At 69.5% G+C, this 14354-nt stretch carries 16 protein-coding genes; 6 read left to right on the forward strand and 10 right to left on the reverse strand.

Annotated elements, in window-relative coordinates; all coding sequences use genetic code 11:
• Window positions 1–132: 132 nt before the first annotated feature.
• The gene (gene bfr / locus ACFY10_RS02250) at window positions 133–612 is read left to right on the forward strand and encodes a bacterioferritin (RefSeq protein ID WP_390663125.1); all 480 of its coding nucleotides are present in this window, start codon (window positions 133–135) and stop codon (window positions 610–612) included.
• Here bfr and ACFY10_RS02255 read toward each other — a convergent pair.
• Complete coding sequence (locus ACFY10_RS02255) at window positions 609–851, reverse strand: bacterioferritin-associated ferredoxin (protein WP_390663126.1); 243 nt, start codon at window positions 849–851, stop codon at window positions 609–611. The two genes, bfr and ACFY10_RS02255, sit on opposite strands and share 4 nt — an antisense overlap.
• Before the next feature lie 165 nt (window positions 852–1016).
• Window positions 1017–2369 carry a class II 3-deoxy-7-phosphoheptulonate synthase gene (locus ACFY10_RS02260; protein WP_390663127.1) on the reverse strand — a complete coding sequence of 451 codons (1353 nt, stop codon included), beginning with the start codon at window positions 2367–2369 and terminating at the stop codon, window positions 1017–1019.
• Window positions 2370–2636: 267 nt separating this feature from the next.
• Between ACFY10_RS02260 and ACFY10_RS02265 the strand changes: the two genes are divergently transcribed.
• The 3 genes from ACFY10_RS02265 to ACFY10_RS02275 all read left to right on the forward strand — a co-directional run bounded on the left by ACFY10_RS02265 (window position 2637) and on the right by ACFY10_RS02275 (window position 5469).
• Window positions 2637–3407, forward strand: coding sequence for a helix-hairpin-helix domain-containing protein (locus tag ACFY10_RS02265; protein ID WP_390663128.1), 771 nt, complete (start codon window positions 2637–2639; stop codon window positions 3405–3407).
• A 10-nt stretch (window positions 3408–3417) separates the two neighbouring features.
• The gene (locus ACFY10_RS02270) at window positions 3418–3474 is read left to right on the forward strand and encodes a trp operon leader peptide (protein WP_078912442.1); all 57 of its coding nucleotides are present in this window, start codon (window positions 3418–3420) and stop codon (window positions 3472–3474) included.
• A 105-nt stretch (window positions 3475–3579) separates the two neighbouring features.
• Window positions 3580–5469, forward strand: a complete 1890-nt coding sequence (locus ACFY10_RS02275) for an anthranilate synthase family protein (protein WP_390663129.1) — start codon at window positions 3580–3582, stop codon at window positions 5467–5469.
• Here the strand turns inward: ACFY10_RS02275 and ACFY10_RS02280 are convergent.
• From ACFY10_RS02280 to ACFY10_RS02300, 5 genes are all read right to left on the reverse strand, one after another.
• Window positions 5421–6416 carry a 2-hydroxyacid dehydrogenase gene (locus tag ACFY10_RS02280; protein WP_390663130.1) on the reverse strand — a complete coding sequence of 332 codons (996 nt, stop codon included), beginning with the start codon at window positions 6414–6416 and terminating at the stop codon, window positions 5421–5423. The genes ACFY10_RS02275 and ACFY10_RS02280 overlap by 49 nt on opposite strands.
• A 72-nt stretch (window positions 6417–6488) precedes the next feature.
• Window positions 6489–7517, reverse strand: coding sequence for a 6-phosphofructokinase (locus ACFY10_RS02285; protein WP_390663131.1), 1029 nt, complete (start codon window positions 7515–7517; stop codon window positions 6489–6491).
• Window positions 7518–7626: 109 nt separating this feature from the next.
• Window positions 7627–8316 (reverse strand): response regulator, encoded by a 690-nt coding sequence (locus ACFY10_RS02290; RefSeq protein ID WP_390663132.1) that lies wholly within the window; start codon window positions 8314–8316, stop codon window positions 7627–7629.
• Window positions 8313–9542, reverse strand: a complete 1230-nt coding sequence (macS, locus tag ACFY10_RS02295) for a MacS family sensor histidine kinase (RefSeq protein ID WP_390663133.1) — start codon at window positions 9540–9542, stop codon at window positions 8313–8315. Before macS ends, ACFY10_RS02290 begins: the two co-directional genes overlap by 4 nt.
• Before the next feature lie 26 nt (window positions 9543–9568).
• Window positions 9569–10300 (reverse strand): lysophospholipid acyltransferase family protein, encoded by a 732-nt coding sequence (locus ACFY10_RS02300; RefSeq protein WP_390663134.1) that lies wholly within the window; start codon window positions 10298–10300, stop codon window positions 9569–9571.
• Window positions 10301–10455: 155 nt separating this feature from the next.
• Between ACFY10_RS02300 and ACFY10_RS02305 the strand changes: the two genes are divergently transcribed.
• Together ACFY10_RS02305 and ACFY10_RS02310 are read left to right on the forward strand one after the other, a co-directional pair.
• Window positions 10456–11235: an alpha/beta hydrolase gene (locus ACFY10_RS02305; RefSeq protein ID WP_390663135.1), complete on the forward strand. Its 780-nt coding sequence runs from the start codon at window positions 10456–10458 to the stop codon at window positions 11233–11235.
• A complete protein-coding gene (locus ACFY10_RS02310; protein ID WP_390663136.1) occupies window positions 11228–11794 on the forward strand; it encodes a hypothetical protein in 567 nt (188 codons plus the stop codon). The genes ACFY10_RS02305 and ACFY10_RS02310 overlap by 8 nt, the downstream gene beginning before the upstream one ends.
• Here the strand turns inward: ACFY10_RS02310 and ACFY10_RS02315 are convergent.
• The 3 genes from ACFY10_RS02315 to ACFY10_RS02325 all read right to left on the reverse strand — a co-directional run bounded on the left by ACFY10_RS02315 (window position 11791) and on the right by ACFY10_RS02325 (window position 14301).
• Window positions 11791–12552 carry an endonuclease/exonuclease/phosphatase family protein gene (locus ACFY10_RS02315; protein WP_390663137.1) on the reverse strand — a complete coding sequence of 254 codons (762 nt, stop codon included), beginning with the start codon at window positions 12550–12552 and terminating at the stop codon, window positions 11791–11793. The two genes, ACFY10_RS02310 and ACFY10_RS02315, sit on opposite strands and share 4 nt — an antisense overlap.
• A gap of 152 nt (window positions 12553–12704) precedes the next feature.
• The gene (locus tag ACFY10_RS02320; RefSeq protein ID WP_390663138.1) at window positions 12705–13658 is read right to left on the reverse strand and encodes an ROK family glucokinase; all 954 of its coding nucleotides are present in this window, start codon (window positions 13656–13658) and stop codon (window positions 12705–12707) included.
• 142 nt (window positions 13659–13800) lie between these two features.
• On the reverse strand, window positions 13801–14301 hold the full coding sequence (locus tag ACFY10_RS02325; protein ID WP_390663139.1) for a DUF5304 domain-containing protein: 501 nt from the start codon (window positions 14299–14301) through the stop codon (window positions 13801–13803).
• Window positions 14302–14354: the final 53 nt, after the last annotated feature.

Raw genomic sequence — 14354 nt, forward strand, 5'->3', positions numbered from 1 at the left:
CCGTCAAACCGGGGCAATCACCACTAAGCATGCACTTACTTACTAAGCGAAGACTTACTGGACGATCTTCGCCGCCGGTGCAATCATGCGGCGCAACCTGCCAGTTCCCCCCGCTTGGAAGGAGCCTCTGCGATGCAGGGCGACCCCGAGGTCATCGAATTCCTCAACGAGCAGCTCACCGGCGAGCTGACCGCGATCAACCAGTACTTTCTGCACGCGAAGATGCAGGAGAACTTCGGCTGGACGAAGCTCGCCAAGTACACGCGGCACGAGTCGTTCGACGAGATGAAGCACGCGGAGGTGCTCACCGACCGCATTCTCTTCCTGGAGGGGCTCCCGAACTACCAGCGGCTCTTCCACGTGCGCGTGGGACAGACCGTCAAGGAGATGTTCGAGGCCGACCGGCAGATCGAGGTCGAGGCGATCGACCGGCTCAAGCGCGGCATCGACGTCATGCGCACGAAGGGCGACGTCACGTCCGCGAACATCTTCGAGTCGATCCTCGAGGACGAGGAGCACCACATCGACTACCTCGACACCCAGCTGGAACTGGTCGAGAAGCTCGGCGAGGCGCTCTACATCGCGCAGCTGATCGAGCAGCCGGAGAGCTAAGCGGCTTCATCGAGGTCCGCGATCTCCGAGAGCACCGGCTTGCCCCGGTCGGCCAGTTCCCGGCGCGGGCACGCATCCCTGCCGAGCAGCGCCTGAATCCTGCGTACGCACGAACCGCAGTCCGTGCCCGCCTTGCAGGCGGACGCTATCTGGCGGGGGGTGCAGGCACCGTCCTCCGCGTGCTTCTTGACCTGCTGCTCTGTAATGCCGAAGCAACTACAGACGAACACGCGGTTCACCTCCCGCCGGGATCGATAAGTCGTGCCGTACCGATTTACCGAGTGTCCTCTTGATCGGTGAGGCTAACCTAACCTTACCCGTCGCTCGGGAGCCGCAAAAGTGGAGCGGGGCGCGGATCGTATGTGATCCGCGCCCCATTCACGTTCCTGTAACAGGTGCCCCCGTCACTGGTCCCTGTACATCTCCGCGACGAGGAACGCCAGGTCAAGGGACTGGCTGCGGTTCAGGCGAGGGTCGCAGGCCGTCTCGTAGCGCTGGTGCAGGTCGTCGACGAAGATCTCGTCGCCGCCGCCCACGCACTCGGTGACATCGTCACCGGTGAGCTCGACGTGGATGCCACCCGGGTGGGTGCCCAGGCCCTTGTGGACCTCGAAGAAGCCCTTGACCTCGTCCAGCACGTCGTCGAAACGGCGGGTCTTGTGGCCGGAGGCCGCCTCGAAGGTGTTGCCGTGCATCGGGTCGGTCACCCAGGCCACGGTGGCGCCGGAGGCGGTGACCTTCTCGACCAGCTCGGGGAGCTTGTCGCGGACCTTGTCGGCGCCCATGCGGACGATGAAGGTCAGCCGGCCCGGCTCACGGTCGGGGTCGAGACGCTCGATGTACTGCAGCGCATCCTCGGCCGTCGTCGTCGGGCCGAGCTTGATGCCGATCGGGTTGCGGATCTTCGAGGCGAACTCGATGTGCGCGCCGTCCAGCTGCCGGGTGCGCTCGCCGATCCACACCATGTGCGCGGAGACGTCGTACAGCTGCCCGGTGCGGGAGTCCACGCGGGTCAGCGCCGACTCGTAGTCGAGCAGCAGCGCCTCGTGCGAGGAGTAGAACTCGACGGTCTTGAACTCCTCCGGGTCGGTGCCGCAGGCCCGCATGAAGTTCAGCGCGTTGTCGATCTCGCGGGCCAGCTGCTCGTAGCGCTGACCGGACGGGGAGGACTTCACGAAGTCCTGGTTCCAGGCGTGCACCTGGCGCAGGTCCGCGTACCCACCGGTGGTGAAGGCGCGCACCAGGTTGAGCGTGGAGGCGGACGCGTTGTACATCCGCTTCAGGCGCTCGGGGTCCGGGACCCGGGCCTTCTCGTTGAAGTCGAAGCCGTTGACCGAGTCGCCGCGGTACGTCGGCAGCGTCACGCCGTCGCGCGTCTCGGTGCCCTTGGAACGCGGCTTGGAGTACTGGCCGGCGATCCGGCCGACCTTCACGACCGGCACCGAGGCGGCGTACGTCAGCACGGCGCCCATCTGCAGCAGGGTCTTGAGCTTGTTGCGGATGTGGTCGGCGGACACCGCGTCGAAGGCCTCGGCGCAGTCGCCGCCCTGGAGGAGGAACGCCTCTCCCTTGGCGACGGCCGCCATCCGGGCGCGCAGCTGGTCACACTCGCCCGCGAAGACGAGCGGCGGATACGACTCGAGGTCCGCGATCACTGCGCGCAGAGCCTCGGTGTCGGGGTACTCGGGCTGCTGCGCCGCGGGCAGGTCTCGCCAGGTGTTGCCAGCGCTCGCGCTGGTCTTAGCGTTCACGGTCACCCCGTAAACATTACGGGGTCGTGTCCGCGGCATGACCCGCCGCCCAGCAAGTGAGACGGCCGGTGAGCCGTGAGGGACGACCGGTGGGGCCGTGAGGCCGGGACGGGAATCGGCCAATTTACCGAGGTACCGCAACGGATGTTGCCGAAACGATCCCGCGGGGCGCGTTCCGTACCGAAATCCGGCCTTCAACTTTCCTGCACGAATTCCCGACTTCTGCGATTCGAGGGCGGGCGCTACATTCCCCGCACCAAACATCGGCTCCCCATGGTCGCGAAGGGAACACGGGTGAAAAAGCGGAGCGTGGAATTCTGGGACGTCGTCCGGTACTTGAGCCAGGACGGCCGCTGGTATTTCCTCGTCACCATCCCGTTCGGCTGGCTGCTGGGTGCAATTCCGGTATTCCATGCGGCCCGGGTGCTGGGGTGGCGGCGGTTGCGCCGGGAGGGTGCGGCGTTCGCCGCTGCGGGGGTCGCCGGCTTCTTCGCCGTCGTCTTCGCGCCCGTCGGGGAGCTGCGATGGAGCGTGATCCTGCTGGGCCTGGCGGTCTCGACGGGGCGGGCGGCGCGGCTGCGCGATCTCGCGTACACACAGCGCCGGCTCGGGACCGAGGAATTCAAGCATCGCAACAAATGGGAACAGCGTTACAACGTCCGGAAACTGGTGGCTCTGAAACCCCAGACAGCCCATCAAATGCATGTCGAACAACTCGAGCCTCGGCACAACACCATGACGGACCCGCCGGACGGCGGGCTGGTCGACCTCAACAAGGCATCAGCGGAACTGATTGCACACTGGTGCGACGTTTCCCTAGTCACCGCAAATTCGATCGTCGAGGCGCGCAAACAGGTGGGAATTTTCGCAAGCATGCAGGAAGTGGTGACGTGGGCCGACCTACGGGGCTTCGACGAGGTCCATGTGCGTGAGCACGGTCTCATCTACCCCGACCACCCCAATGTCGAGAAGTGGCGTACCGACTGGCGTTCCCGGCTGCGCCGCTGGCTGCGCTGGCACCTCCGGCACCACCGCATCGGGTAGGGTGCCTGCCATGTTCGCGCTTTCGACCCAGAACTGGTGGTGGACCGCTCATCCGGCGGCCCACTGACTGCGCGTACGCAAGACTTCGCGAAGGCCGCCCGAGGGGCGGCCTTCGGCGTTTCCGGGGTCGTTCCTCACCAATACCGATGTCGACATCGACGGAAGAGGAACCATGGATCTCGTACGGCTCCTGCACGACCCCCGCCCCTTCGCCCTGCTCCGCCGCCGCACCTCCGGCCACGACGAGCACACGGTCGAGCTGCTCCTCGGCCCGGTCACGACGTACGACCGCCTCGCCGACCTCCCCGACGAGGGCCTCGCGCTCGTCCCCTTCCGCCAGATCCGCGAACGCGGCTTCGATGTCCGCGACGACGGGACGCCACTGACCTTCCTCACCCCCGAGGAGTCGTACGAGATCCCGCTCGCCGATGCCCTCGCGCAGCTCCCGGCGCACGACGTGCGCGTGGAGGGCGGCGGATTCGACGTCGACGACGAGGAGTACGGCGAGATCGTCGGGCGGGTGCTGCGGGAGGAGATCGGGCGGGGCGAGGGCGCCAACTTCGTGATCCGGCGGACGTACGAGGGCGGGATCCCGGGGTTCTCCCGCAGGGACGCCCTCGCGCTGTTCCGGCGGCTGCTGGAGGGCGAGCGGGGGGCGTACTGGACGTTCGTCGTGCACACCGGGGAGCGGACCCTGGTCGGTGCCAGCCCCGAGGTGCACGTCCGGATGTCCGGCGGCACTGTCGTCATGAACCCGATCAGCGGGACGTACCGATATCCCGCCGAGGGGCCGACCGCCGATCACCTGCTCGACTTTCTCGCCGACGGCAAGGAGATCGAGGAGTTGTCGATGGTCGTCGACGAGGAGCTCAAGATGATGTGCACCGTCGGCGACATGGGCGGGGTCGTCGTCGGCCCGCGGCTGAAGGAGATGGCCCATCTCGCGCACACCGAGTACGAGTTGCGCGGGAAGTCCACGCTCGATGTGCGGGAGGTGCTGAAGGAGACCATGTTCGCGGCCACCGTCACCGGCTCGCCCGTGCAGAACGCCTGCCGGGTCATCGAGCGGCACGAGGTCGGCGGGCGCGGCTACTACGCCGGCGCTCTGGCGCTCCTCGGCCGGGACTCCGGCGGCGCACAGACCCTCGACTCCCCCATCCTCATCCGCACCGCCGACATCGCCGCGGACGGGCGGCTGCGGGTGCCGGTCGGCGCCACCCTGGTGCGCGGCTCGGACCCGGCGAGCGAGGTCGCGGAGACGCATGCGAAGGCGGCGGGTGTGCTGGCGGCCCTGGGCGTACGTCCGTCACGGCCGCGCGAGGAGCACGCGCGCGTGCGTCTCGCCGACGACCCACGCGTGCGTGCAGCGCTCGACGGGCGCCGGGCCTCGCTGGCCCCCTTCTGGCTGCGGATGCAGGAAGCCCCCAAAAAGGGTGCGGAGCTCACCGGACACGCCCTGGTCGTCGACGGGGAGGACACCTTCACCGCGATGCTCGCGCATGTACTGCGGTCGAGCGGGCTCGAGGTGACCGTCAGGCGCTACGACGAACCCGGGCTGCGGGAGGCCGTGCTCGCACACGAGGGGCCAGTCGTCCTGGGCCCCGGCCCCGGGGACCCGTCCGACCTGGACGACCCCAAGATGCGGTTCCTGCGGGACCTCACGGCGCGGGTCATCCGTGAGCACCGGCACGGCGTCCTCGGTGTCTGCCTCGGGCACGAGCTGATCGCGGCCGAGCTGGGCTTGGAGATCGTGCGCAAGGAAGTGCCGTACCAGGGAGCGCAGACGACGATCGAGCTGTTCGGACGGACGGAGACCGTCGGCTTCTACAACAGCTTCGTGGCGCGCTGCGACGACGAGGCGGCCGGGGAGCTGGCCGCGCACGACGTCGAGATCTGCCGGGCCGGCAACGGCGAGGTCCATGCCGTGCGGGGCCCCGGCTTCGTCGGCGTGCAGTTCCACCCGGAGTCGGTCCTGACGCTCAACGGCGCTGACGTCGTACGGGAGTTGGTGGGTCAGCTGCGCGGGACGAGCACGTTCTCGGAGCGGCGGCCGGTCTTGTAGTCGAGGACGTTCTTGACCGTGGCGTCGATGATCTGGCCGACGGCGTCCTCGGTGTAGTACGCCTGGTGGGAGCTGACCAGGACGTTCGGGAAGGTGACCAGACGGGCCAGGGTGTCGTCCTCGATCGCCTCCAGGGACCGGTCGACGTAGAAGAGCCCCGCCTCCGCCTCGTAGACATCCAGTCCGACACCCGTGAAGCGGCCCTCGCGCAGTTCGGCGACGAGGGCCGCGGTGTCGATCAGGCCGCCGCGGCTGGAGTTGACCAGGATCGCGTCGTCCTTCATCGACTTGAGGGCGTCGGCGTCGATGAGGTGCTGGGTCTGCGGCATCAGCGGGACGTGCAGGGTGACCAGGTCGGACTCGGCGAGCAACTGCTCCTTGGGGACGTACTTCATGCCGAGTTCCATACAGACGGGGTTCTCTGCGACGTCCCAGCCGAGCAGCCGCATGCCGAAGCCGTGGGCGATCCGGGTGAACGCCTCGCCGATCTTGCCGGTGCCGAGCACGCCGGCGGTGCGGCCGTGCATGTCGCGGCCCATCAGGCCGTCGAGGCGGAAGTCGAAGTCACGCGTGCGCGTGGAGGCGCGCACGATGCGGCGGTTGACGGCCATGGCAAGGGTCCAGGCGAACTCGGCGACCGAGTACGGCGAGTAGTACGAGACCCGGGCGACCGTCATGCCGAGGCGCTCGGCTGCCTTGAGGTCGATGTTGTTGAAGCCGGTGGAACGCTGGGCGATCATCCGCGTGCCGCCCGCCGAGAGGACCTCCAGGACGCGCGCGCCGAGTTCGGCGTTGACGCTGGTGGAGAGGCACTCGTAGCCGGCCGCGATGGGGGCGGTGTCCTCGTTGAGGAAGACGTCCAGGCAGCGGACCTCGTGGTGGCCGCGGAAGGCACGCTCGATCAGGGGCTGCTCGTCCGCCTGCACGCCGAAGGCCAGGATTTCCACGAAACGGCTCCCGTTCTGTTGGGTTATGGGCCGAATATACGGCCCATAACCCGCGCGCCGGTGCGGATCCCGTCAGCCGAAGAAGACCCCGACCTCCTCGTACAGCTCCGGATCCACCGTCTTCAGCTTGGCCGTGGCCTCCGCGATCGGGACACGGACGATGTCGGTGCCGCGCAGGGCGACCATCTTGCCGAAGTCGCCGTCGTGGACTGCCTCGATGGCGTGCAGGCCGAAGCGGGTGGCGAGCCAGCGGTCGAAGGCGCTGGGGGTGCCGCCGCGCTGGATGTGGCCGAGGACGGTCGTGCGGGCCTCCTTGCCGGTGCGCTTCTCGATCTCCTTCGCCAGCCATTCGCCGACGCCGGACAGGCGCACGTGCCCGAAGGAGTCCAGCGACTCGTCCTTGAGGACCACGTCGCCGTCCTTCGGCATGGCGCCCTCCGCCACGACCACGATCGGGGCGTACGAGGCCTTGAAGCGGGAGGTGATCCAGGCGCACACCTGGTCCAGGTCGAAGCGCTGCTCGGGAATGAGGATGACGTTGGCGCCGCCCGCGAGGCCGGAGTGGAGGGCGATCCAGCCGGCGTGCCGGCCCATCACCTCGCAGACCAGGACGCGCATGTGCGACTCGGCGGTGGTGTGCAGGCGGTCGATGGCCTCCGTGGCGATGCCGACCGCGGTGTCGAAGCCGAAGGTGTAGTCGGTGGCGGACAGGTCGTTGTCGATGGTCTTCGGTACGCCGACGACCGGGACGCCGTACTCGTCGGTGAGGCGTGCCGCCACGCCCAGGGTGTCCTCGCCGCCGATCGCGATGAGCGCCTCGACCTCCTGCTTGGCGAGGTTCTCCTTGATACGGCGGATGCCGTTCTCCTGCTTCAGCGGATTCGTGCGCGAGGAGCCGAGGATGGTGCCGCCGCGGGGCAGGATGCCGCGCACCGCGGGGATGTCGAGGCGCACGGTGTCGCCTTCGAGCGGTCCGCGCCAGCCGTCCCGGTAGCCGACGAAGTCGTAGCCGTACTCCTGCACGCCCTTGCGGACGATGCCCCGGATGACGGCGTTGAGTCCGGGGCAGTCGCCGCCTCCGGTCAGTACTCCGACCCGCATGGAAATGTCCCTTCGCCGCAGTTGCCTGGTGACAGCCACGCTAATGGTGATCCAGGTCACAGAGGGATGGGCGGGAAGGGCAATTCCGGTGAATCAGCGGGCGGTTGGTTTACTCGTCGTCAAGTCCGCGCTCTATGGCGTACCGGACGAGCTCCACCCTGTTGTGCAGCTGGAGCTTGCCCAGGGTGTTCTGGACGTGGTTCTGGACCGTGCGGTGGGAGATGACCAGGCGTTCGGCGATCTGCTTGTAGCTCAGGCCCTTGGCGACCAGCCGCAGCACCTCGGTCTCGCGGTCGGTGAGCTGCGGGGCGCCCGGCTGGTCGGTGTCCGGGGCGGGCGCGGGCTCGGAGGCGAGGCGGCGGTACTCGCCGAGGACCAGTCCGGCCAGGCCCGGCGTGAACACCGGGTCGCCGACGGCCGTGCGGCGCACCGCGTCCAGCAGCTCGTCGGTGGACGCCGACTTCAGCAGATAGCCGGTGGCTCCGGACTTCACGGCCTCCAGGACGTCGGCGTGCTCCCCGCTCGCCGACAGCACGAGGACGCGCAGCGCAGGGTTGTGGCCGACGAGCTCCTTGCAGACCTGGACGCCGGGCTTGGCGGGCAGGTTGAGGTCGAGGACGAGCACGTCGGGGGCGGCGGCCTTGGCGCGGCGCACGGCCTGGTCGCCGTCGCCCGCGGTGGCGACCACGTCGAAGCCGGACTCGGCCAGGTCGCGGGCGACGGCGTCGCGCCACATGGGATGGTCGTCGACCACCATGACCTTGATCCGCCCCTGCTGCTCGATGGTGGAATCCGTCATCGTCGCCCCGCCTTGCCCCGTGGGTCCTTCGCGTCCTTCGGTACTTTCAGTTCGACCTCCGTGCCCTGCCCGGGCACCGAGATCAGTTCCGCACTGCCGCCGAGCTCGCGCAGCCGGCCCCGGATCGACAGGGCGACACCGAGCCGCCCCTCCCCCTCGGCCTGCGCGAGCCGCCCCTCGGGGATGCCGGGGCCGTCGTCCCGTACGGTCACCACGACCTCGCCCGGCTCGTCCTCGACGAGGATCCACGCGCGCGCGTGCTCGCCGCCGTGCTTGCGCACGTTGTCCAGGGCGGCGCCGACGGCCGCGGCCAGCTCCTTCGCGGCGGCCCTGGGCAGCAGTACGGCGGCTCCCGGTTCGGCGAAGCTCACCTTCGCGGAGGCGTACGGGGCGAGCAGCGCCCGCAGGTCCACCGGCCCGTCCTCGTCGTACGACGGCTCCTCCACGGCCCGTACGACCGCTCCCTCGGCGGCGTCCTCCGACACCCGGGAGACCGGCACCAGCCCGCCGGAGACCAGGGTGCGCAGCGCGACCTCCTGCTCGCCGGCCATCCGGCCCAGCTCGGCCGCCTCGCCGCCGAGAACCGCGCCCCGCCGCTGCACCATGGCCAGCACCTGCAGCACACCGTCGTGGATGTCGCGGGCCAGCCGCTCCCGCTCCCTGGTCGCGGCCTCGATCTCCAGGGCGCGGGCGAGGGTGCGCTCGGAGGCGCGGGCGACCTCGACGACGTAGCCGATGGCGATGGAGGCGACCCAGACGAGGATCACGTTGTGGACGGTGTCGCGGGCCGGGTGGCCGCGCTCGATCAGGTTGGCGGCGGCAACCGGCGTGGACGCGAACGCGGCCCAGCGCCAGCCGCCCTTGATGGCGTACGCGAGGACCGAGCCTGCGGTCCATATCGACGGCAGGGTGGGGCCGCCGCTCTGGATGTGCTGGTCGTTGGCGGCCAGCGGGGTGAGGAGGACGCCGGTGAGCGCGATGGCGAGGTCGACGGCGAGGAAGCGCTTGGTACAGGCGACCGCGCTCTGGACGCGGGGCAGGGTGGCGAGCGTCCACACGAACAGGACGACGTAGTAGACGATGGCGATGCCCGCATGGTCGTACTCGTCGTAGGCGGTGGCGAACAGGCCGACCGCGTACAGCATCGTGAGCACCCGGTACGCGGTGAGCGCACGCCACAGCGGCTGCTCGACCGACATCCTGATGACACGCTCGCGCTTGGGCATGTCCCCCACCCCCCTCGACCGAGAGCCTAGGCCCCGGACTTCTCCTTCTTGGCCTGTTCCTTCTTGGCCTGTTCCTTCTCGGCCTTCGCCGCCTCCGCGATCTGCCGCTTGGCCGCGGTCGCGTAGATGTCGACGTACTCCTGGCCGGAGAGCTTCATGATCTCGTACATGACCTCGTCGGTGACCGCGCGGAGCACGAAGCGGTCGTGCTCCATGCCCTGGTAGCGGCCGAAGTCGAGGGCCTTGCCGATACGGATGCCTGGGCGCATCAGCTTGGGCATGACCTTCCCCGGCGGCTGGATCTTCTCCGTGTCGATCATCGCGACCGGGATGACCGGGGCGCCGGTGGCGAGCGCCACGCGCGCGAGGCCGCCGGGCTTGCCGCGGTAGAGGCGGCCGTCGGGCGAGCGCGTGCCCTCCGGGTAGATGCCGAACAGCTCACCGCGCTCGAGGACTTCCATGCCGCTCTTGATCGCCGCCTCGCCCGCGCCGCGCGCACCGGAGCGGTCCACCGGGAGCTGGCCGACGCCCTTGAAGAAGGCGGCCGTCAGACGGCCTTTCACGCCGGGCGTGGTGAAGTACTCGGCCTTGGCGATGAACGTGACCTTGCGGTCGAGGACCGCGGGCAGGAAGAACGAGTCGGAGAAGGAGAGATGATTGCTCGCCAGGATGGCGGCGCCCTCCGCCGGAATGTTCTCGAGGCCTTCCACCCAGGGCCTGAAGGCGACCTTCAGCGGTCCCCCGATGGCAACCTTCATCGTGCCGTACAACAACCGAGTGCCTCCTGTTTCCGTCGATCAGACCTTAACCCGGAGCACTGTCAAAGGAGCCGACGACCCTGGTCGGTGTCAGTGCCGTCGCGTACGGTGAAGCACCTGGACTTCACGTCACTCTCATGAACAGGAGACCGAAGGTGCCGGTCCTTCCTGGAGCCGAGCCGTACCGCCATGAGGGCGGGGAGGTCGGCGTCCTCCTCTGCCACGGCTTCACCGGTTCCCCCCAGTCGCTGCGCCCCTGGGCCGAGTATCTCGCCGCGCACGGTCTCACGGTGTCGCTGCCGCTGCTGCCCGGGCACGGCACCCGCTGGGAGGACATGCAGGTCACCGGCTGGCAGGACTGGTACGCCGAGGTGGACCGCGAGCTGCGGTCCCTGCGCGAGCGCTGCAGCGAGGTGTTCGTGGCCGGCCTGTCCATGGGCGCCACTCTGGCGCTGCGCCTGGCGGCGAAGCACGGGGAGGCGGTCGGCGGCGTGGTGGTCGTCAACCCGGCGAACCGCATGCACGGCTTTTCCCCGTACGCCCTTCCGGTGGCCCGCCATCTCGTGCGGACGACGAAGGGGATCGCCAGCGACATCGCGAAGGAGGGCAGCGCCGAGCTGGGCTACGACCGGGTGCCGCTGCACGCGGCGCACTCCCTGCGCACCTTCTTCCGGCTGGTCGACGGCGAACTGCCGCAGGTCACACAGCCGCTGCTGGTCCTGCGCAGCCCGCAGGACCACGTCGTGCCGCCGGCCGACTCGGCGCGGATCCTCGGCCGGGTCTCGTCGAGGGACGTGACGGAGATCCTGCTGGAACAGAGCTACCACGTGGCGACGTTGGACCACGATGCGAACCGGATTTTCGAAGAGAGCCTCGCGTTCATCGGCCGGCTCGCACCCAGTGTCGGCAAGGAAGGGACGGCCGCAGGTGGCTGAGCACGACTCGGACCGCGAGGACCGCGAGCCGGAGGAGCAGGGCGTCCCCTTCGACGAGGACGCCGCGTGGGCCGCGATCGTCGCCGGTTACGGCGACGAGCCGAAGGACCCGCCGGGCACCAAGCCCTTCAAGTCGGTCGAGGACCTGGCGCTGCCCGAGCCGGAGACCAACGACGACTCCGAGGGTGACGCGCCGAAGCAGGAGAAGCCCAAGGGGCCCCTGGGCGGCTCCGTCTCCTTCGCGCCCGGCGTCGGCCCGCGCGACTACGCGGCCGCCGAGCCGTCCGAGGACGACTTCGACGAGGACGACGAGGGCCACTTCGTACCGCCGGAGCCGCCGCCGCTGCCCACCGCCGACGCGACGGCGAAGTTCGCCTGGCTGGGGGTGATCGGCGGCCCGATCCTGCTCCTGCTTGCGGTGCTGCTCAGCTGGGACATGACCTGGTGGCTGGCCACGCTCGGCATCGGCGGCTTCCTGGGCGGTTTCGCCACGCTGGTGATGCGGATGAAGACGGACGACGAGGACGACGACGATCCGGGGCGCGGAGCCGTCGTCTAACCGGCAGGGATGTCGCCGGCAGGGATCTTGAGGGCGGCCAGGACCGGAAAGTGGTCCGTGGCCGCCCTCAGGTCTGCCTCCGTCACCCCGGGATGGCCGAGCGGGACGCCGCAGCCGAGCACCTCGATGTCCTTGGTGGCGAAGATCGCGTCGATCCGCTGGTACGGGTTCGGGGGCGTCCAGGTGTACTCGCTGCCCCAGGGGGCCGTGGCCCGGCAGTCCTGCAGCCCGTCGGCGAGGCGGCTGAAGGTGCGGCCCGTGGGGCGGTCGTTGAGGTCGCCGCCCGCGATCGCGTGCTCCACCCCGAGGCCGGCCAGGCGGTCGAGGAGCATGCCGCCCTGTTCGTACCGCTCGTCCGCCTGCAGGGAGAGGTGGCAGCTGAGCACGCCGAGGCGGGCGCCGCCGAAACCGACCACTGCGGTGGCGAAGCCGCGGCGGTGCAGGCCGGGGGTGAGCGGGAGGAGGACGTCCTCGGTCCGCTCGACGGTTGCCCGGAGGGTGCAGAGGATCGCCGGGCCCGAGGCCGTGGCGCCGCCGGTGAGGATCACTTGGCCGGAGGCCGCTGCCAGACGGGAGAGTTTCTTGCGCCAGCGGAAGAAGCGGGGGGCTTCCTGGATGAGGACCAGGTCGGGGGCGCAGGCGGTGATCACCCTGGCCAGGGCCTGAGTGTCGTCCCGCATTGAGCGGATGTTGTAGCTGAGGACTCGGATGACGGCGGAACCGTCCGGTTCCGTGCGGGAGTTGGGGAGCGGCTCCATGTGGATCAATCTACGCCCAATGGACAGGGGCGCGAGGCTCGTGTGCGACTGCCGGTCCGTCGTGGCTTGTCGCGCCCACGCGGCGGAGCCGCATATTTACAGAGCCCCGCGCCCCTGAAAGCGTGCAGTGACCGCACCTCGGAAGGCGAACCTCACATGATGGGGTCCGGCTCTCGGGCCAGGTCCGCCGCGCCGACCAGTCCCGCCTTGTTGCCCAGCTGGGCGGCGATGACCTCGGCCACCGGGCGCCAGTTGCCGCCGACCAGCCAGCGCTTGTAGGACTTGCGGATCGGGTCGAGGACCAGTTCGCCCTCGTCCGAGAGGCCGCCGCCGACGATGAAGGCGGAGGGGTCGAAGAGGGAGGCCAGGTCGGCGAGGCCCGCGCCGGCCCAGCGGGCGAGCTCGCGGTAGGAGTCGACGGCGACCGGGTCGCCCTGGCGGGCGGCCATGGAGATGTGCTTGCCCTCGATGCCTTCGGGGCTGCCGTCGCCGAGGCCGAGGAGGATGTCGGCGGCCTCGGGGGTGGCGTTGGCGCGCTGCTTGGCGTATCTGACGAGGGCGCGCCCGGAGGCGTACTGCTCCCAGCAGCCCTGGCTGCCGCAGCCGCACAGCAGGCCGTCCGGCACCATGCGGATGTGGCCGAACTCGGCGGCCACGCCGTAGTGCCCGCGGCGCAGCTTGTTGCCGATGATGATGCCGCCGCCGAGGCCGGTGCCGAGGGTGATGCAGATGACGTTGCGGTGGCCCTTGCCGGCGCCGAACTTGTACTCGCCCCATGCGGCCGCGTTGGCGTCGTTCTCCACGACGACCGGCAGGCCCACGCGGGCCTCGACCTTCTCCTTCAGCGGCTCGTTGCGCCAGTCGATGTTGGGCGCGAAGTAGACCTCCGAGCGCTGACGGTTGACGTAACCGGCCGCACCGATGCCCACGCCGACGATCTCGTGCCCGGCGCGTGCGCCCTCAACGGCGGAGGCGATGGCATCCACGATCGCCTCGGGCGTGCCCGGGGTCGGCACCTTGTGCGTCGAGAGGATGTTGCCTTCCTCATCGACCACGCCGGCCGCGATCTTCGTGCCGCCGATATCGACGCCGATGGTGAGTCCCATGAATCCCTCAGTTTCGGTCGAGCCCCGCTACGGCCAACCGTACCCGAGGCCCGTGCGCCAAGGCCTCGGCGTCCACTCGGCGGGCAGGCGGGAAACGGACGGGGCCGGGGGAAGGGCGTGAGGGAGGGGTCCTGGGGAGGAGTCAGTCCAGGTCGATGCGTTGCCCAGGTCCGGTGCCGCCCTCGTCGCCGTCCCGGCGCTCGTCGAGATCCTTCTGCAGGTCCGTCGTGCGGGTCGTCCAGCGCTGTTCCTGGGCCTGGACCGCGGAGCGGTAGGCGGCGAGCAGTTCGTTGCCCGCGGCCGCGAGGTGGTCGAAGACGTCCGGATTGCGTTCGATGACGGGCTCGACCGCGGCCTTCGCCTGCTGGACGACCTGCTTCACCACCTGCTGGGCGGCCGGTCCGGCGACGGAGCCGAGCAGCGGCGACTGGATCGACGACAGCTTCTCCGAGACGGCATCGACGAGCTTGCGCAGTTCCTCGGCGGCCGAGCCCGGCGGCGGGCCGTACTCGGCGCGGCGGCGGGCCTTCTCCGCCGCGAGGTCCTCGGCACACGCCTTCGCCCAGGCGTCGGCGTCGGTCGCCCGCACCTCGTCGATCACCTCGTGCTGACCGGCGTCGGACGGGGGGAGCTCTTCGCTCATGACGACCTCCTGACTACGGTTCGTCTCTACGACGTTACCCGAATGGGCGTACG

The organism is Streptomyces sp. NPDC001401 (assembly GCF_042895385.1).
Classification (GTDB): domain Bacteria; phylum Actinomycetota; class Actinomycetes; order Streptomycetales; family Streptomycetaceae; genus Streptomyces.